At 69.0% G+C, this 18,254-nt stretch carries 16 protein-coding genes and 1 tRNA gene; 7 read left to right on the top strand and 10 right to left on the bottom strand.

Going from position 1 to position 18,254, the window contains the following annotated elements:
- Nucleotides 1-4 precede the first annotated feature (4 nt).
- Both F6B43_RS09905 and F6B43_RS09900 read right to left on the bottom strand, forming a co-directional pair.
- Nucleotides 5-436: a hypothetical protein gene (locus F6B43_RS09905; RefSeq protein ID WP_150448780.1), complete on the bottom strand. Its 432-nt coding sequence runs from the start codon at nucleotides 434-436 to the stop codon at nucleotides 5-7.
- 88 nt (nucleotides 437-524) lie between these two features.
- On the bottom strand, nucleotides 525-1,016 hold the full coding sequence (locus F6B43_RS09900; protein WP_150448779.1) for a linear amide C-N hydrolase: 492 nt from the start codon (nucleotides 1,014-1,016) through the stop codon (nucleotides 525-527).
- Between the two features lie 89 nt (nucleotides 1,017-1,105).
- Between F6B43_RS09900 and F6B43_RS09895 the strand changes: the two genes are divergently transcribed.
- The gene (locus tag F6B43_RS09895; RefSeq protein ID WP_211368103.1) at nucleotides 1,106-1,555 is read left to right on the top strand and encodes a nitroreductase/quinone reductase family protein; all 450 of its coding nucleotides are present in this window, start codon (nucleotides 1,106-1,108) and stop codon (nucleotides 1,553-1,555) included.
- An 11-nt stretch (nucleotides 1,556-1,566) separates the two neighbouring features.
- Nucleotides 1,567-2,973 carry a glycosyltransferase gene (locus F6B43_RS09890; protein ID WP_246159899.1) on the top strand — a complete coding sequence of 469 codons (1,407 nt, stop codon included), beginning with the start codon at nucleotides 1,567-1,569 and terminating at the stop codon, nucleotides 2,971-2,973.
- Nucleotides 2,974-3,097: 124 nt separating this feature from the next.
- On the opposite strand, the gene F6B43_RS09885 is transcribed toward F6B43_RS09890, so the two are convergent.
- The 4 genes from F6B43_RS09885 to F6B43_RS09870 all read right to left on the bottom strand — a co-directional run bounded on the left by F6B43_RS09885 (nucleotide 3,098) and on the right by F6B43_RS09870 (nucleotide 9,763).
- A complete protein-coding gene (locus tag F6B43_RS09885; RefSeq protein WP_150448778.1) occupies nucleotides 3,098-4,690 on the bottom strand; it encodes an ABC-F family ATP-binding cassette domain-containing protein in 1,593 nt (530 codons plus the stop codon).
- A gap of 22 nt (nucleotides 4,691-4,712) precedes the next feature.
- Entirely contained in the window at nucleotides 4,713-5,951 is a 1,239-nt protein-coding gene (ligD, locus tag F6B43_RS09880) for a non-homologous end-joining DNA ligase (RefSeq protein ID WP_150448777.1), read from the bottom strand.
- A 70-nt stretch (nucleotides 5,952-6,021) separates the two neighbouring features.
- Nucleotides 6,022-8,631 carry a 5'-nucleotidase C-terminal domain-containing protein gene (locus F6B43_RS09875; RefSeq protein ID WP_170285614.1) on the bottom strand — a complete coding sequence of 870 codons (2,610 nt, stop codon included), beginning with the start codon at nucleotides 8,629-8,631 and terminating at the stop codon, nucleotides 6,022-6,024.
- Between the two features lie 217 nt (nucleotides 8,632-8,848).
- Nucleotides 8,849-9,763, bottom strand: a complete 915-nt coding sequence (locus tag F6B43_RS09870) for a Bax inhibitor-1/YccA family protein (RefSeq protein WP_150448775.1) — start codon at nucleotides 9,761-9,763, stop codon at nucleotides 8,849-8,851.
- 128 nt (nucleotides 9,764-9,891) lie between these two features.
- Between F6B43_RS09870 and F6B43_RS09865 the strand changes: the two genes are divergently transcribed.
- Nucleotides 9,892-10,881, top strand: coding sequence for a glycerophosphodiester phosphodiesterase family protein (locus F6B43_RS09865; protein ID WP_150448774.1), 990 nt, complete (start codon nucleotides 9,892-9,894; stop codon nucleotides 10,879-10,881).
- Between the two features lie 33 nt (nucleotides 10,882-10,914).
- On the opposite strand, the gene F6B43_RS09860 is transcribed toward F6B43_RS09865, so the two are convergent.
- Together F6B43_RS09860 and F6B43_RS09855 are read right to left on the bottom strand one after the other, a co-directional pair.
- Entirely contained in the window at nucleotides 10,915-11,748 is an 834-nt protein-coding gene (locus F6B43_RS09860) for a TIGR03620 family F420-dependent LLM class oxidoreductase (protein WP_150448773.1), read from the bottom strand.
- Complete coding sequence (locus F6B43_RS09855; RefSeq protein WP_150448772.1) at nucleotides 11,745-12,233, bottom strand: YajQ family cyclic di-GMP-binding protein; 489 nt, start codon at nucleotides 12,231-12,233, stop codon at nucleotides 11,745-11,747. The genes F6B43_RS09860 and F6B43_RS09855 overlap by 4 nt, the downstream gene beginning before the upstream one ends.
- A gap of 97 nt (nucleotides 12,234-12,330) precedes the next feature.
- Between F6B43_RS09855 and F6B43_RS09850 the strand changes: the two genes are divergently transcribed.
- The 3 genes from F6B43_RS09850 to F6B43_RS09840 all read left to right on the top strand — a co-directional run bounded on the left by F6B43_RS09850 (nucleotide 12,331) and on the right by F6B43_RS09840 (nucleotide 15,228).
- The gene (locus F6B43_RS09850; protein WP_150448771.1) at nucleotides 12,331-13,746 is read left to right on the top strand and encodes an alpha amylase C-terminal domain-containing protein; all 1,416 of its coding nucleotides are present in this window, start codon (nucleotides 12,331-12,333) and stop codon (nucleotides 13,744-13,746) included.
- Nucleotides 13,747-13,819: 73 nt separating this feature from the next.
- The gene (locus F6B43_RS09845; RefSeq protein WP_150448770.1) at nucleotides 13,820-14,320 is read left to right on the top strand and encodes an FBP domain-containing protein; all 501 of its coding nucleotides are present in this window, start codon (nucleotides 13,820-13,822) and stop codon (nucleotides 14,318-14,320) included.
- Nucleotides 14,317-15,228, top strand: coding sequence for a PfkB family carbohydrate kinase (locus F6B43_RS09840; RefSeq protein ID WP_150448769.1), 912 nt, complete (start codon nucleotides 14,317-14,319; stop codon nucleotides 15,226-15,228). Before F6B43_RS09845 ends, F6B43_RS09840 begins: the two co-directional genes overlap by 4 nt.
- Before the next feature lie 73 nt (nucleotides 15,229-15,301).
- On the opposite strand, the gene F6B43_RS09835 is transcribed toward F6B43_RS09840, so the two are convergent.
- Nucleotides 15,302-15,383 (bottom strand) — tRNA-Tyr (locus F6B43_RS09835).
- Nucleotides 15,384-15,586: 203 nt separating this feature from the next.
- Between F6B43_RS09835 and F6B43_RS09830 the strand changes: the two genes are divergently transcribed.
- Nucleotides 15,587-16,588, top strand: a complete 1,002-nt coding sequence (locus tag F6B43_RS09830; RefSeq protein ID WP_150448768.1) for a hypothetical protein — start codon at nucleotides 15,587-15,589, stop codon at nucleotides 16,586-16,588.
- Nucleotides 16,589-16,632: 44 nt separating this feature from the next.
- On the opposite strand, the gene F6B43_RS09825 is transcribed toward F6B43_RS09830, so the two are convergent.
- Nucleotides 16,633-18,234, bottom strand: a complete 1,602-nt coding sequence (locus tag F6B43_RS09825) for a phytoene desaturase family protein (protein ID WP_150448767.1) — start codon at nucleotides 18,232-18,234, stop codon at nucleotides 16,633-16,635.
- Between the last annotated feature and the right edge of the window lie 20 nt (nucleotides 18,235-18,254).

The raw sequence follows: 18,254 nt of genomic DNA, 5'->3' as shown, positions 1-18,254 counted from the left end.
GTTGTCAGGAGGGAGAGGCCGTGCAGTGAAGCGTCACCTGGACCCAGTTTCTCTTGGATCCGTAGTTCTTCGCGGAGGATAGCCCGGCCCCCGCACCAACCCACGCTCCCCCGTCATTTGCGATCGCGTCGACATTGGCGTCTATTCCCTTGCCTCCGGTCCGGATCTCGACACCGAGTGGGAGGCGCCACCCGCTTTTATCGTTGTACCTCGTCTTGTTCAGGTACGGGGCGGCAACAGGGCAGAACACCTTCGGGAATCGCACTTCATCCCACTTGTTGAGGTAGTACTTCTCGCCTTCCACCGTGTATTCGACCGCGGCCTGGGCACCCTCGCTCGTGGGTGCGGCGGTCGCGGCCACAGGCAGTCCGCCGATGAGCACGGCAGCGATGAGCGCGCCGGCCCCCCATCGAGCAAAGAGAACTCTGTGAATCATGACGACTCCATCCTTTACCTGACTAATATATCAGAATGCTGGATGTGCTGCCACCCCCGCGACACCCGGCGATGGCCGGGCGAAGTCGTCAGACGGTGATCATCTGAAACGCGCCCGGTGCAAGGTCGACCTGCCGGGGAGCAGCGCCGGTGAAGTCGGTGGCCGCGAGGTTGACGGCCATGGGCGTGGGGTTCGCCTGCGTCCGCACGATGTAGCGCCCAGCGGTCAGGCTGGCGATGCTCGACCACTTGGTTTGATCGTCCTGTTCGAGACCGGTGCCGCTGACTCCGCTCATCATGCCGATGGGAATGTCGAAGTTGTTGAGCGCGTGCAGGCTGAGCTGCTCGAGGTTGTCGGCATCCGCCGCCGGTTTCAGGGTCATCACGTACGCCGTCGCGCGGAGGTAGCGACCCGCGCTCCCGGAGTCTCCGGGGAGGCCGACGAAGCCCTGACCCTGCGAGAGCGGTGCGAACTCGACGCCGTTGACCGTGACCGGAGCGGGGTTCGCGGCGGTGAGCCGAGGCATCGTCGATCCGATCTCGTTCTCGTGCCGCACCACGAGCACGCCGTCCCTCGACACGACGACGTCGTATCGTCGCCGCGTGTCGAGCCGCGCCGCGTCGGGTCGAGGTCATGTACGAATCAGCGCCGTGGGGCAGGATGGGACACGTGAGCACGCGCTATCTGAAGCCGACCGCCATGGACGCCGTCTTCAACCGCGCCGTCGGGTGGCTGACCCGGATCGGGCTCCCGCTGGCGGGTAGCCGCGTGCTCTCGGTGCGGGGGCGCACGAGCGGGGAGTGGCGCTCGACGCCGGTCAATCCGATCCGGCTCGCGGGGGAGCGCTATCTCGTCTCGCCCCGCGGTCACACGCAGTGGGTCCGCAACATCCGCGTCTCGGGTGAGGGGCGCCTGACGGCCGGCCGCCGGGTGGAGGAATTCCGGATCGAAGAGATCCCCGACGACCAGAAGCCTCCGATCCTGCGGGCGTATCTGACGGCCTGGGCGTGGGAGGTCGGCCGGTTCTTCGAGAACGTCGACAAGGACTCGCCCGACGAGCGCCTGCTCGAGATCGCACCGGGGTTCCCTGTCTTCCGGGTGCTCCCGCACGGCGCGTGACGACGACACCGATGACGGCGACACCGATGGCGGCCTTTCCGGACGCCGAGTACCTGATCCTCTCCAGCCGACTCATCCCCGACATGGATGGCGGCTACACGTTCGCGACGCTCGCCCGCGCACGGCAGATGGCGGCTGCCGGGGTCGACGGCGGTCGCGGACCGCTGCTCCTCACCGTCGATCCCGGCTCGATCACCGACCATGCCCGGCATCGCGCCGTCCTCGCCGGGCGCGACCTGCTGCTCGATATCGATCGCATGCGCAACCTGTTCGACGAGTCGGCCGATCCGCGCGGTGGCGCCGCCGAATGGCTGCGCGCCGCCGTCCATGCGGGTGACCCCGACCCGGCCCTGGAGTACCGCCGGGTCGCGGATGCAGAGGGCCGCCCCGTCATCTCGCTCCCGGTCATCGCGAACGACCCCGACTGGCACATCAGCACCGCCCCCGTCGCCGTGCACGCCGCAGACGGTGGGGTCATCGGTGTGCTCGACGGTTTCGGTGCCCTCTACCGCGCCTGGCTCGACCACGTCGTGGCCGAGGTGCGAGGTTCGGACTCGTCACGGCCCGTCGTGGTGCTGTGCGAATCGCGTCAGCTCGGCGAGCTCCTCGTCGGGTGGGACGACGCGCACGCCCGGCTGCTGCACACGATCCACACGAGCCACCTCGAGGCCCCGTACACGCCTGACGCACCGGTGAACGCGCTCTGGCAGCGGTGGTTCACCGTTGCCGATCGGTTCGATGCGGTGCTCTGGCCGACGACGGCGCAGCGCGACGATGTGCGCGCGCGGTTCGGAGGGGCCGACGCGCACGTCGTGGTGCCACAGGCCGTGGCGGCGCCGCATGGCGTCACCCCCGCCCACGAGCGCGTGCGCGGCCGGGTGGCGATGCTCAACCGGCTCGCCCCGGGCAAGCGCATCGACCAGGCGATCCGCGCCTTCGCCGGGGTGGTGGCCGCGGTGCCCGAGGCGACACTCGACATCTTCGGCGAGGGAGCCCTCCGCGGCCGGCTGCAGCAGCTCATCGACGATCTCGGGCTCGGGGCCCACGTCATGCTGCACGGAAACACGACTGATCCCGGATCGGTGCTGGACGAGGCATCCGTCTTCCTGTCCACCTCCGCGTACGAAGGCCAAGGTCTCTCGCTCGCCGAGGCGCTCGCTCACGGTTGCCCCGTGGTGGCCTACGACGTGCGGTACGGGCCGCGCGAGGCACTCGCCGGCGGGGGCGGCGTGCTCGTGCCCGACGGCGACGAGGAGGCGCTCGTCGCGGCGCTCGTGCGTGTGCTGAGCGACCCCGGCGAGCACGCGCGGCTCGTGGCCGAGGCATCCGATTCGGCCCGTCGCCTGGACCCCCCGCACGTGATGGATGCTCTGGCCACCGCCGTGCGCGACGCCCTCGCTCGCCCGATCAGGCGCTGAGTCCGTCCCTCGCGCTGCACAACGCAGGACGGATCCCGGGTCAGCGCGGTCGGCTCCGCGGAATTCCGGGACGGGCCCGTCCGCGCCGCGCCCTCGATCCTGCGTTGTGCAGCGGAGGGACCGGTCAGAGGGCTCCGGTGGCCGCCGTCTCGCGCACGCGCGGGGTGCCGTCGAAGATCAGGAGGCGGTCGGCGAGCTTGTCGATGAAGAACCGATCGTGGCTCACGACGACCACCGCGCCCGGGAAGTGCGCGAGTGCGCGCTCCATGACCTGCGTGCTCGTGATGTCGAGGTGGTTGGTCGGTTCGTCGAGCACGATGACCGCAGCGCCGGACAGCAGGCACTGGGCGATCGCGACGCGTGCGCGCTGCCCGCCCGAAAGCGTGCCGATGCGCTTCTGCAGATCGGCCTCGGAGAACTGCAGCATCGCGAGGAAGCGCGCGACGCTCTTCTTCGTCGCCGAGAACGCGAGCGAGTCGGGGTAGGCGTTCACCGCATGACCGACCGTGTCTTCGAGGTTCAACTCGGCGAACACCCGGTTGTACGACACGAACCGGGCGCCCTTGGCCCATCGCACCGTCCCTGAGTCGGGCGCGGTCTCGCCGGTGAGCACGTCGAGGAGGGTCGACTTGCCCGAGCCGTTGGATCCGACCACCGCGACCCGGTCGCCGCGATGCAGGCTGAAGGTGAGTGCTTCGAACAAGGGCTCGCCGCCGAACCCCTTGCCGAGGCCTTCGACGGTCAGCAGGTCGTTGCTGACGCGAAGCCCCTCGTAGATACCGGTGATGATCTGGTCGATCGGGCGCGGTGCCTGCTTCTTCTTGATGTCGGCCAGGCGCCGGGCGATCGCGTTCGCCGGGTTGCGGGCCGCCTCGCGGCGCGCGGCGCTCGCCGCCTGCTCGTAGGCGAGCAGCTCCTCCTCGTGGGCGAACTGCTTCTCGAGCATCTTGAGCCGCGACTGCTTCGCCTGTACGTAGTCGGTGTAGTCGCCTTCGTAGTCCTGCAGGCGGTTGTTCTCGATCTCGACGATGCGCGTGACCACGCCGTCGAGGAACTGCCGGTCGTGCGAGACGACCAGCACGGCACCCGCGAAGTTCTGCAGCCATCCCTCGATCCACGTGACGCCCTCGAGATCGAGGAAGTTCGTCGGTTCGTCCAGCAGCAGCACATCGGGGTTCTGGATGAGCAGCAGGGCGAGCGCCGCGCGGTTTCCCCATCCGCCCGACAAACGGCCGACCGGCAGCGCGCGTCGCTCGTCGTCGAAGCCCAGCCGGGTCAGCACCGTGTCGATCGTGTTCTCGTATGTCCAGGCGCCGAGGCGATCCATGGCCTCCAGCAGCTCGCCCTGCTCGGCGAGCACGCGGTTCATCTCGGTGTCCGTCATCGGTTCGGCGAACTGCAGGCCGATCTCATCGAGGCGGGCCTGCGTGCGGTGCACGTCGGCGAAGTGTGCGCTCAGAAGCTCGAGGATGCTCTGCTCGCCGTCCAGCTCGGAGAACTGCGAGAAGTACCCGATCGTCGTGCCGAGCGTGACATCGACGGTGCCGGTCGTGGGCTCCTGTCGCCCGAGGATCAGCTCGAGGATCGTGGACTTGCCCGTGCCGTTCTTGCCGATCAGCCCGACGCGGTCACCCGCGCGGAGCTTCAGGAACGCGTCGCGGACCACCACTCGCCCGTCGTAGTCCTTGCTGACGTCGTTCAGGCGGATGAGGCTCACAGGGGTCCAGACTACGTGCCGCCTACTCGCTCCCCGGCCAGGTCTTGCCCGCCCACGGGTCGTAGTCGGCCAGCAGCGTCCCCTGCTCGGGGCGCTGCGCCTCGGGGACGTGCTGCAGATTCACGCGTACGCGGTACCAGAGCGAGCTCGACCCGCGCATCCCGTCCACGAGCACGTCGGCGGGATGCAGCATCCCCGACACGGACGGATGCTGCGCCCGCCACTCCTCGAGGGCTCGGAGTGCCTCGGGCTTGGTCTTGGTGCGGGCGATTTCGATCAGCGGCATGGTCGACGCGCGCCGCCCGGACCCGTCGCCGGCGCGTGGCGGTTTCTCCGCAGGGCCCAGCTCCTTCGCCAGGGCGAGCAGGGCATCGAGTGAGCCGGCCGACTCGTCGATGCCGGAGTGCGGGTCTCCGATCGACGCGTAGCGTTCTGGCACGGTCAGCACCGTGAACTCCTCCGGGCGGCGCACCCGAACCTCGTCCCAGTCGAGCGGCGTCGACACACGCGCGTCGGCCAACGGGCGCACCGAGTACGCGGATGCCACGGTGCGGTCCTTCGCATTCTGGTTGAAGTCGACGAACACGCTCTCGCCGCGCTCCTCCTTCCACCACCGTGCGGTGGCGAGCCCGGGCGCCCGATTCTCGACCTCGCGCGCGAGGGTCTCGGCGGCAAGACGCACCTGCCGGAAGTCCCACTCCGGCCGGATGCGGACAACGATGTGCAGCCCCCTCGACCCGCTCGTCTTGGGCCAGCCGATCAGGCCGTGGTCATCGAGCACCTCGCGGGCGACCATCGCGACATCGACGATCTGACTCCAGTCCACACCGGGCATGGGGTCGAGGTCGACGCGCAGCTCGTCGGGGTGATCCAGATCCTCGGCGCGCACCGGGTGCGGATTGAGGTCGAGGCACCCGAGGTTGATCACCCACGCGAGACCGGCGGCATCCCGGATCACGGTCTCTTCGGCCGATGTCCCGCGGGCGTAGTGCAGCGTGGCGGTGTCGATGTATTCGGGATGGTTCTCGGGCACGCGCTTCTGGAAGAACGCCTCCTGCGTGATGCCCTTCACGAACCGCTTGAGCACCATCGGGCGACCGCCGGCGCCCCGCAGCGCGCCGTCGGCCACCGAGAGGTAGTAGGTGACGAGGTCGAGCTTGGTGAGTCCCGGCTCGGGGAAGACGATCTTGTCGGGGCTCGAGACGCGGACGTCGTGGCCCCCGACCTCGATCGTGGTGTCTTTGCGCGCAGCCGGGCTCACGCCTGCCACGCTAGCCGCAGACGGATGCTGCGGCCAGCGTGGCAGGCGCTCTGCCAATGCCGAACCGGCTTCAGAAGACGAGTACCCCCGCGGTCGCCTTCGAGCCGGCGACCGTGTCGGAGCCCGCGTACGTGACAGTCAGCGACTTCAGTCCCCAGCTCGAGAAGCCGGTGATCGATACGTTCGCCGTACCGTTCGTGAGCGTTCCGGTGCCGACGGTCTGGCCGTTGGATGTGATCGTCACCGGGCCATCGACGCGGACTCCGCCGTTCGCAACCGCCACGACGAGCACGTTCGAGGTCTGCCCCTTGCGCACGATGAGGTTCGTGTTCAGCGCGAACGTGGTCGACTTCGCCTTCGCCACCACGACGTCGACCGTGGTGGACGAGGGTGCGACGGTCGATGATCCCGCGTAGGCGACCGTCAACGTCTGCGTACCCGGAAGGAGGGCCTTGGCGCCGAGCGTCACCGTGGCCTTGCCCGCAGCCAGAGTGGCGGTGCCGAGAGTGGTGCCCCCGGCATCCGTCACCGTGACCGTGCCGGTCGGCGTCTGGCCCGGCGAGGCGACCGTCACGGCGATCTTCGCGCCCGTGCCGTATTGCGCGGGGGAGGCGGTCGCGGTGACCGTGCTCGCCGGCAGGCTGACCTGAAGGGGGATGACGGAGCGGGTGCCCGACGGTGCCGCATCGAGGATCAGGTAGCCCGCCCCCGATGCGGTGGTCGGCAGCGTGATCGACAGGGTCGCCGCGCCACCGCTCACGGTCGCCGTGCCCACGGGCACCGCACCGGTTCCGTCGGCCGACGTGCCGAAGCTCGCGGTGAGCGTCGTGTTCGCCGGTGCGCCCGAGCTCGTCAGATCGAGGTTCGACACCGAGAACGACTGCGTCGACCCTGCGGCCGGTGCGGTGTTCAGCCCCGACACCGATACGCCATGCTTGGCGAAGCTCGGGCTGACGGGCTGGTGCGACCCCAGGTAGGCGATCCATGCGTCACGGTCGATGAGACCCGAGTCGCGCAGGTTGGTCGCCTGCGTGAACACGCGGAAGTTGTCACCGCCGCCGGAGGCGGTCGTGCCGAGCCCGGTGAGGAAGGTGAAGGTGCCGATGCGGTACGTCGCCGCAGGATCGATCGGAGTGCCGTTGAGCATCATCGACGTGATCCGGCTGCCCTCGGGAAGAGCGGCGTCGAACGTGTAGGTGAAGCCCGAATTGGTTCCGAGCTGCAGGTACGAACGCGTGGGCACGTTGCCTGCCGCGTCGCGCTGCCACTGCTGCTCGAGCATCGTCTTGACCTGCGCGCCCGTCATGTCGACCGTGGCGAGGTTGTTGATGAACGGGAGGATGCCGTTGGCCTCTGCGTAGAGGATCCGGCCGTCGGCGTCGGCCGGGTTGGCCGCATCCTTCGCGTACAGCAGCTCGGCTCGCAGGCCTCCGGGGTTGACGACGGTGATCTGGGCACCGCCGCGGTCGGGTGGCGAGAGAGTGGCCAGCAGCGCGTCGGCGACCAGGTTCCCGAGCGTCGACTCCTTACCTCGATCGTCACGGTTCGTCGTCGCGATCGGGAGAGAGGGATTGGGTCTGGCCGTCGTGATGTCGGCGGACAGTGTGCCGACCGGCTGGTTGCCGATCACGGCGGCGGCGGCGAGGGCATTGTCGACGGTCGTCTTGACCGCGCTGAGGGACGGGTACTGGCTGATGAGGGTCGCATCGTCGGTCGTGACCCGCGGGACGTTCTTCACCGTGTAGCCGCTCACCGCCTTGGTGTCGCGCTCGACGGTCAGCTGGATCTGGCCCACGTTCGCGGCGTAGTTGCCGGTCTGGAGAACCGGCCGGGTCTGGCCCGTGGTCGATCCGGGGACGGGCGCCTGGTACGCGTACGCCTGGTGGGTGTGTCCGTTGATGATCGCCGAGACCTTCGGCGACGTGGTGTTCACGATGTTCGCGAAGACGGGGCTGATCGCCTCGTTCGCGGTGAGGGACTGAGCGCCATCGGTCGCGCCCTCGTGGAAGCTCGCGATGATGACATCGGCCTCGCCGTTGGCGGGGTTGCCGTCGGTGAGCTGGTCGGCGACGCGGTTGACCGCAGCGACGGGGTCGCCGAAGGTCAGGTCGCTCACACCGCTCGGCGAGACGAGGGTGGGCGTCTCCTGCGTGACGGCGCCGATGACGGCGACGTTGAGGCCACCGGCCTGGTAGATGCCGTACTCGGGGAGGGCGGGGGTGTCGGTGCCGGCGAGGTAGACGTTCGCGCCGAGGTAATCCCACTTCGCGTTGGTCCCGTCGTTGATGACGCGATTCTTCAGGTCGTCCCAGCCCTGATCGAACTCGTGGTTGCCGACCGCCGAAGCGACCATGCCGAGTTCGTTGAAGACATCGATCGTCGGCTGGTCCTGCGCGACGGCCGATGCGAACTCGGAGGCGCCGATGAAGTCGCCGGCTCCGACGAGCAGGGTGTTGGCACCGTTCGCGCCGTCTGCTGCGCGGAGGCCCTCGATCGTGCCCGCGAACTTCACGGTGTTGCTGTTGATCCGACCGTGGAAGTCGTTCACGGTCAGGATGTTGAGAGTGACGGGGTCGGCCGCCTGAGCGGGGACCGCGATGCCGGCCACTGCGATGCCTGCGACGATCGCGACGGCGCCTGCGCCGACCCGCAATCCTCTACTGCCTCTGGGAATTGCCATCGTCCTGCTTTCGTTCCGGTGCTGCTGGGGGAGAGAGGCCGGAGCATCGAAACGGGATGCGACGCGGGGTCGCGCGATGTCCGACCCGACCGACGCTAGCCAGATCCGCGGCGACCTACAAGGAAACGGCAGATGACGGGGCGGGGGTTGACACCTGCTCCTCCGCCGGAACGACGATGGGGCCGCCCTTTCGGACGACCCCATCGATGAAAACTGTCTAGTTGCTGCCCCTGGCAATCGCGAGGATGCGCAGGATCTCGACGTACAGCCAGACGACCGTGACCATGATGCCGAAGGCGCCGAGCCATGCGAACTGGCGCGGCGCACCGTTGCGCACGCCCTGCTGCACATTGTCGAAGTCGAGCACGAGCGAGTACGCGGCCATGATCACGACGAGGACGCCGATGATGAGTCCGAGCGGAATGCCGAAGACCTTGTTGCTCAGCAGGCCGAAGGCACCACCGGCGATCGGCACGTTGAAGATCATCAGACCGACGTTGATGAGCGAGAAGACGAGGTAGCCGATCATCGCGATCATGAAGACCTTCGTGGCCTTCTTGGATGCGCGGACCTTGCCGCTCGCGAACAGAGCGAGGGTGACGCCGACGACCGCGAAGGTCGCGAGCGTCGCCTGAATGACGATGCCCGGGTAGATCATGTTGAAGAACGCCGAGATGCCGCCGACGAAGAGGCCCTCGAATGCGGCATAGGCGAAGATCAGCCCGGGGCGGACCTTCTTGCGCGACGTGAAGATGACGACCATCGCGAGCACGAAGCCGCCCAGAGCGCCGACGATCCACGGGAGGATCGTGGGCTGGCCGGTGGTGGGGACGGTCGACATCGTCCAGATCCAGCCCGCAACCGCGGTCACCAGGAGGATCGCGAAGAGGCCGACGGTCTTCCAGACCGTGTCTTCGATCGTCATGCGACCGGTCTCGACCGCGCCGGCCGGCGGGGCGGCGAAAGCGCCCTCGAGCTGCGCGTTGGTCGCCGCATCCACCGTCGCGTGCTGAGCCGCGGCGGTCTGCGTCTGCGCGCCGTACGGGGCGGGCGGCGTGTTCGTCGGGTACTGCTGACCCGCCTTCGGCTCTTGGAAGGCCGGGTTGTTGAACGCGGGGTTGTTGAGGGCCACTGCTCTCACACTCCAAAGTAGGGTTTCACAGCCCTGTGCTGTATATCCACGATAGCCGAAGGCCGGCCGCAGAACGCAGGCGGCGGCTGGGAGTGGGCCCAGAGCGGGCATCCCGTTAGCCTGAAGCCGTGGCCCGCACCCGACCGCTCGTGATCGGTCATCGCGGCGCTCCCGGCTATCGCCCGGAGCACACCCGCACTTCGTACGAGCTCGCGATCTCGATGGGCGTGGATGCTGTCGAGCCCGACGTCGTCGTGTCGAGGGACGGCGTGCTCGTGGTGCGGCACGAGAACGAGATCGGATCGACGACGGATGTGGCCGAGCATCCGGAATTCGCCGACCGGCGCACGACCAGATCCATCGACGGTGAGGCATTGACCGGATGGTTCACCGAGGACTTCACGTGGGACGAACTGGTGACGCTCCGGTGCCGCGAGCGGCTGCCGCTCCTGCGGCCGGGGAGCGCCTCGCACGACGATGCGGAGCCGATGCTGCGACTGCGTGACCTGCTCGACCTCGTGCGAGAGGCGTCGTTCTCGCGAGGCCGAGAGATCGGCATCGTGCTCGAGATCAAGCACGCCACCCACTTCGGTGCGCAGGGGTGGGATGTCGCGGGACTCGTGGATGCCGAGCTGCGCGCGGCCGGCTGGGGGAGCGGAGCTCATCCTCTGGTCATCGAGTCGTTCGAACAGACGGTCCTCGAGCGGGTGCGTGACCGCGGTATCCGCGCGTCGTACGTCTACCTGCTCGCCGGTGAGGGGCGGCCGTTCGACCTTGTCGTGCGAGATGGCGACGCCGCTCCGACCTACGTGCAGACCGCGTCGCCCGCGGGGCTCGACCTGCTTGCGGGGAGGTTCGACGGCATCAGCGTCGACAAGGCCCTGATCGTCGATCACCCGGCGTCGCGCGTCGTCGACGATGCGCACGCGCGAGGTCTGCAGATCTACACGTGGACGTGCCGACCGGAGAACGCGTTCCTGAGTCCTCGGTTCCGTCGTCCGGGCGCGGACGCGGCGTTCGGCGATTACGAGGGCGAGTGGACGGCGATCCGGGATGCCGGCATCGACGGCGTCTTCGTCGATCACGCCGACCTCGGGGTCGCGTTCTTCGGAGGCTGACAGCATCCGGTGCCGGCTCCTCGCCGGCCCCGCTCAGCGCAGGCCGAGTGCGCTCGAGATCCGGGCCAGTGCCGGCAGCACGTCCGAGCTGGCCGGGAGCACCTGCACGCACACGTGATCCGCGCCGGCATCGAGGTGCGCGCGCACCGCGGTCGCGAGATCGCCCGCCGTGCCGTGCGCAACGATCTCGTCGACGAGGTGATCGCTGCCGGGGGCGGCGATGTCATCGTCGGCGAACCCGCCGCGCTGCATGTTGGAGGTGTAGTTGCTCATCTTGAGGTAGTTGGCGAGGAACCTGCGCGCGGTGGCCCTGGCCGAGGCGACATCCTCGTCGAGCACGACCGTCTGCTCCGGCGCCACGATCGCGTCGGGGCCGAGCGCGGCACGCGCCTCGGCGGTCTGGGCGGGAACGGTGAGGTAGGGGTGCGTTCCCGCGCTCCGCTCCGCGGCGACCCGGATCATCCGGGGACCGAGGGCCGAAAGCACCCGCGCCTCGACGGGCACGCCGTGCGCGTCGAGCACGTCGAGGAACGCGTTCATCGCCGCGATCGGCCGAACCCGTTCCGGCGTCGCCTCACGATGACCCGTGCCGATGCCCAGCAGCATCCGCCCGGGGTGACGCGCTTCAATGCGGTGGAAGGATGCGGCGAGCTCGACGGGGTCCGCCTTCCAGATGTTGACGATGCCCGTCGCCACCACGACGCGTTCGGTCGCGTCGAGGAGCTGTTCTGCGGCGTGGAGGTCGGCCGGGGGCGAGCTGCCCTGCCAGATCGCGCCGTAGCCGAGCGCTTCGACGGCGGCGGCCATCGGCGCGTCGATCGCGCTGTAGCCGCGCCACACTCCGACCGTGCCGAGAGGCAGGCTCACCGGTAGTTGACGAACTGCAGGTCGACGTCGAGGTCGGCTGCCTTCAGCAGCCGCTGGACCTCCTGGAGATCGTCGCGGCTCTTGGACTGCACGCGCAGCTCATCGCCCTGGATCTGCGACTTCACGCCCTTGGGGCCCTCGTCGCGGATGATCTTGCCGATCTTCTTGGCGTTCTCCTGCGAGATGCCATCCTTGATCGTCGAGGTGATGCGGTACTCCTTGCCGCTTGCGAACGGCTCACCCGATTCAAGGCTCTTCAGCGAGATGCCTCGTTTGATGAGCTTGGACTGGAACACGTCGAGCACGGCCAATGCGCGCTCCTCGGTGCTCGCCTTGATGAGCACCGACTCGCCGCTCCACTCGACCGAGGCGCCGGTGCCTTTGAAGTCGTAGCGCTGCTCGATCTCTTTGCGAGCCTGGTTGAGGGCGTTCTCGGCCTCCTGGTGATCCACCTTGGAGACGATGTCGAATGAAGAATCAGCCATGGCGGCAAGTCTAACGGCGGGGCCGGATGCAGCATCCGAGACTCTTCCTGTCATTCCACATGTTCGGCGAGCCCTCTGCCGGTAGCGTGAAGCGGACATGTTCCGCACCACCTCTGCCCTCGCGGCGCTCGCCGTCGTGGCGCTCGCGCTGACCGCATGTACGGCGCCGCCGCCGGTGCCCGCTGTCGCCGCGGACGCGCCGCGCGACGTCGGCGTGGAACTGTTCGAACTGCCGTGGACCTCGGTCGCGCAGGAGTGCGAGAAGACCGTCGGGCCGAACGGCTTCGCCTGGGTGCTCACCTCGCCCGCGCAAGAGCATGTCGCGGGCGATCAGTGGTGGACCTCGTATCAGCCCGTCGGGTACGCGATCGATTCGAAGCTCGGCACGCGGACCGAGTTCGCCGATATGGTCGCCCGCTGCACCGCGGCCGGAGTCAAGGTGATCACGACCGCTGTCGCGGTCGACGCCCCGCCCGCGTCCGGCGAGTCCGCGCAGATCGATGCCGATTCAGCGGCCCCCGGAGGATCCGCGACCGACTCGCCGACGTCGACGGGGTCGCCCACGGCGACGCCGTCGCCGAGCCCCGTGGTCGCGCCTCCCGAGCTCGTCGCCTACCTCGAAGACCTGCTGGCGCTGGGCGTCGCGGGGTTCCGCATCGAAGGAGCGTTCGGCGCCGACGGCATCGCGTCGGTGCCGGCAGACGAGGTGCAGGCCGTGGCCGACGCCCTGCCGTCGGGGACCATCCTCATGAGCGACCTCGCGAACGACGGTCCCGTGCCCCCGGTCCGGGAGACGTACTCCGGTGCGAGCCGGATCTTCGAGTACCAGTACGGCGGAGAGCTCGGCGCGCAGCTGTCGGTCGGCGCGTTGCACGACCCCGCGCTCGTGGATCCTCGACCCGCACATGTGCCGTCGGCATCCGCGGTGGTCTTCATCGATGACCACACCTCCGAGCGCGCAGACGCAGCGATCACCTACCGGGACGGGCCCCTGTACCTGCTCGCCAACGTGCTCGTGCTGGCGGATGACTATGGCATGCCCATGATCTCGTCGGGGTACGCGTTCGGATCGCGCGACGCAGGTCCGCCCACCTCCGCCGACGGCGCCGTGCTGCCCGCGTCGTGCGAGGGCCTGACCGAACCGCGCACGATGCTCTCCGACGGCGACAGGATCTGCCCCCAGGCGTGGACGGCGATCGCCGGGATGCTGGCCTGGCGATCGGCCGTCGGCGACGCACCGCGCGTCGCCGCGTCCAAGGGCGGCGACCTGTACGGCTTCGAGCGGGCGGGGCGAGGCGTCGTCGCCGTCAACCCGGGCGGGACGGAGGGCTGGGTCATCGTGCCCACCTCGATGCCCGACGGCGAGTACTGCGACGTGATCACGGGTGGGGCGGATGCTCTTGCCGACGGCGCCTGCGCGGGGGAGGTCTACAAGGTCGACAACGGCTCCGTGACGTTCCACCTACGCGCGCTGAGCGCAGCGGCGATCGACCTGAACACGCTGCTCCCATGACCGTGGATCCGGCGCGAGAGGGTGGCGGCAGCATCCGTCGTTCGTAGACTTGCTGCAGACGCGAGGAGGTCGCATGCGCCCTATGACGGAGGAAGACGTCCGGGAGTCGTTCGTCAACGCGAGTCAGGACGATCTTCGACTGGTCGCGGTCGCGCACGATTTCGTCTTGACCGACTGGGATCATCTCGACTTCCTGGCATGGCGCGATCCCGAGACACGAGGCCGCGGGTACCTCCTCATCGAGGTCGACGGGCGTGCGGTCGGCATCGTGCTGCGTGCGGCCCAGACGACATCGCGTGCACGCTCGGGCCTGTGCAACCTGTGCCACACGATGCAGCCCGCCGATCAGGTGTCGCTTTTCACGGCGCGCAAGGCCGGCGACGCCGGCAGGGATGGAGACACCGTGGGCACGTACATGTGCGCCGACCTCTCGTGTCACGAGAACGTGCGGCTGGCCGCGCCGCTGGCCCCGAGCGAGATCCGAACGAGCGTCGATCGGCGCATCGACGGTACCCGCCGCCGGACCGAGGCGTTCGTCGAGCGCGTGCTCGACTCGGTGCGGAGCGACGCGTGAGCGGGCGAGTCGTCGTCATCGGCGACGCCCTGATCGACGAGCTGCGCGACGACCACGGCGTGCGCGAGTTCGTCGGGGGCGCCGCTCTCAACGTCGCGGTCGGCATCGCGCGCCTCGGCGTACCGGCGACCCTCATCGCGATGGTCGGCGACGACGAGGCCGGTGCGCATATCCGCAGCTACCTGGCCGACTTCGACGTCGAGCTGCTCGCCTCGCCGTCGCCCTACGGATCGTCGCGCGCGGTGAGCGTGCGGGAAGGCGGCGCCGAGCCGCACTACGAATTCAACGAGGCTGCGCAGAACCGCGCCGTGCGCTTCGGAGATGCGGAACGGGCCGCGATCGCGGATGCTCCGGTCGTCGTGATCAGCTGCTTCCCCTTCGACGATGTCGCCCAGACACTGCAACTCGCCTCCGCGGTCGCCGGCGCGCACCTGGCGATCGATCCCAACCCGAGGTCGGACATGCTGACGGACCGGGTCGAGTTCGTCCGCGGGTTCGAATCGCTCGCGACCCGGGCGGCGCTCGTCAAGGTCGGCGATGACGACGCGGCGTTGCTCTACGACGCTCCGCTCGATGAACTGCGCGCCCGCCTCGTCGACCTCGGCGTCCAAGCCGTGGTGGCGACGCAGGGCGCGGGCGGGGCGTCCATCGAAGCCGGCGACATCGTCGTCACCCGCCCGATCTCGCACCTGCCCGGTGACATCGTCGACACGATGGGCGGCGGGGATGCTGTGCTCGCCGTCGTCGCAGCTGCGCTCGTGGGCGGGGCTCCCACCGATGAGGACGAGTGGGCGGGCGTGCTGAAGAACGCGATGGATGTCGCGGCGGCGACCTGTCGGTACGAAGGAGCGCTGCTGCGGCTCCCGTCATCGCTCAACGGGATCGACCTCGACCGGATCGGCACGTAGGCCTTGTGGAACGAGAAAGCCCCGGCGCTGCGATTCCGCAGCTGACCGGGGCTTTCTTCTGTCTGAGACAGGGTGGCGAGTGAGGGATTCGAACCCCCGAAGGCTACGCCGGCTGATTTACAGTCAGATCCCTTTGGCCGCTTGGGTAACTCGCCAGTGCGCACCCGCCCGGCTTTCTCAGTCGATCGGAGGCGCGACTAGCCATATTACAACGACTGGCGAGGTCGCTGAAATCGACTCCTCCCCAGGGTGGTGGCGTCGCGGCATCCTCCACTTCTTCGGGTGGGCCTCCCGTTCGTGAGAGGGCCCGTGACAGGATGATCGAGCGGGCGAAGGCCCGCATCGAGAGAGGATCGCCATGAGTGCGCCCGCCCCCCATCCCCCCGCGTCGCCCGCTGACGGCGCGCCCACGTCGCTCGTGCGCGTCGCGATCTGGGTCGCGATCGGTGCGCTCATCGCCGCCGCTCTCGTCTGTGTCGTCTGGGTGCTGGTCGGCTCGGCGAACGGCATCATCGGGCGCGCGTTTCTGACGATCCTGCTGCTGGCCGCGTTCGCGGGGGTAGCGATCCTCGACGCGCACCTGGCACCGCGCCGACCGGCATGGTTCGCACTGACGAGCATGATCGTCTGGGTCGTGACGCTGCTCATCGGGGCATTCATGATCTGGATGCCGCAGCCGCCGTACAGCTTCGGGCTCGGGCGCTTGTTCGCCTTCCTCGTGATCGTCCTGATCCTGCAGCTCGCGGTGCTGCACGTACGCCTCTACACGAAGTCGTTCCAGCGGCACGTCACCGCGTTCACGAGCACGATCGCCTACATCACGATCGGCCTGGTGGCGCTGCTCGCGCTCCTTCTCGTGCTGCCGCTCATGCTCAGCGACTACATCGACTTCGTCGACGGGTACTGGCGAGTCGTGGTCGCGATCACGATCCTCGCCGCCGTGGGTACCGCTCTGATCCCGCTCATGAACGTGCTGTTCGCGCCCAAGAAGCCGCACACTGCGCCCCTCGCGCCGCACCAGTACGCACCTGTGGCCTGGCCGACGTATGTCGACGGCATCACGCCGCTGCCCGTACTGCCCGACGGCACGCCCGACTGGAACGCGTACTACACCGGGCACCCCTCGACCCCGCCGCAGGCGATCGCCCCGCCGCCGTACGCAGCTCCGCAGACCGGTGAATGGCCGGCGCCGGCGGGTCAGCATCCGCCTGAGACACCGGCACCCGTTGCCGCTCAGCCACGTGCGGTCGCCACGGGCTGGGTCGCGCCGACCACCCCGGCTCCGGCTGCGCCGCCCGCGGCAGCGCCCGACGGTTACCAGGGCTACCCGCCGCCCCCGCCCCTCCCGCCCCAGCAGTAGCGGGGTACGGGGCCGGCCGCCAGAAGTTCGTGCCCGCACGCGCTTCAGCCCGCGAGTATCTCCAGGGCCGCCATCGCTGCGCTGTGCCCACCGAGCCCGCTGACGGCACCGCCGCGACGCGAGGCTGAGCCGCACAGGAGGATCCGCGGGTGCGCGGTTGCCACACCCCACCGCTGCGCAGGGGTCTCGAGCGGCTCATCGTCCTCCGCCCATGGCCACGACAAGGCGCCGTGGAAGATGTCGCCTCCGGTCATGCCGAGCGACTCCTCGAGGTCCGCCGTAGTCCGCGCTTCGATGCACGGCGTGCCGTCCGGCGCCTCGTATATGCAGTCGGCGATCGGCTCGGCGAGCACCGCGTCGAGCGAGCGCTGAGCGGACTGGAGGACGGCTGCGCGGGCGGCGGCAGCATCCGCTTCCTTCACGAGCCGATGCGGCACCTGGAGGCCGAACAGGGTGAGGGTCTGCGCGCCCTGCGCCCGCAGCTCCGGTCCGAGGATCGATGGGTCGGTGAGCGAATGACAGTAGATCTCGGCGGGAAGCGGATCAGGGATCGCGCCGCTGGACGCGGTGGCGAACGCCGCATCGAGCTGCGACAGGGTCTCGTTGATGTGGAACGTGCCGCCGAACGCGGCCTCGGGCGCGACCGACGTGTCGTGCAGGCGGGGGAGCCGGCTCAGCAGCATGTTGACCTTGACCTGTGCGCCCTCAGGCCCCGGTGCGTGATCGACCGGTGTTCCGTCGCCGGCCGCGAGAAGAGCGTCGAGAATCGTCGGGCCCACCCCGCTCAGCACGAGCCGCGCCTGGAACGTCGCAGGGTCTGCACCTCCCACGCGCACTTCGCCGTCTGCGGTGACCGATTCGACGGGCGAGCCCGTGCGCAGCTCTGCGCCGGCGCTCCGGGCGGCGCGCTCGAGCTCGCCGCTGACCCGCCCCATACCCCCGACCGGCACGTCCCAATCGCCGGTGCCGCCGCCGATCACGTGGTAGACGAAGCAACGGTTCTGACGGAGGCTCGCATCGTCCGACGAGGCGAACGTGCCGATCAGCCCATCAGTGAGCGCGATCCCCTGGGATATGTCGGTGCCGAGGTCGGCGCGCAGCATGCCGCCCAGAGGCTGCTCGAACACCTGCTCCCACAGCACCTCATCGCCCACGCGTGTCCGCATCGCCGAGCGCCGCACGAGCGGCTCGGTCATGAGGGGGAACAGTGCCGGACCGAGCGCTGCGATGCGGCGCTGGAAGTCGGTGAACCGCCCCGCCTCGGCCGCGTCTCCCGTGGTGCGTGCGAACGAGGCCGCGGTCGCTGCGCGGTCGGCGTTGTCGACGAGGATGCCGCGAGTGGGATCGGATGGGTCGGGGGTGTACGACGCGTAGCGCCGGCGGCGCAGTTCGATCGTCAGACCGAGATCGTCGATGATCCGCCGGGGGAGCAGACTCACCAGGTACGAATAGCGAGAGAGCGCAGCATCCACTCCCCGCCACGGGCGCTCCGAGACGGCCGCGCCGCCCAGGTGGTCGAGGCGCTCGAGCACCAGGACGCTCCGGCCCGCCCGGGCCAGGTAGGCGGCGGCGACCAGCGCGTTGTGGCCGCCGCCGACGATCACGACATCGTGCGTGGACGCGGTGGAGACCGGGCGAGTGCTCATTCGCCCACGCTAATCGGATG

Origin of the sequence: Microbacterium rhizomatis (assembly GCF_008710745.1) — a bacterium.
Taxonomy (GTDB): Bacteria; Actinomycetota; Actinomycetes; order Actinomycetales; family Microbacteriaceae; genus Microbacterium; species Microbacterium rhizomatis.
The sequence above is the reverse complement of the archived record's forward strand: the minus strand, read 5'-3'. Positions and strand labels throughout refer to the sequence as shown.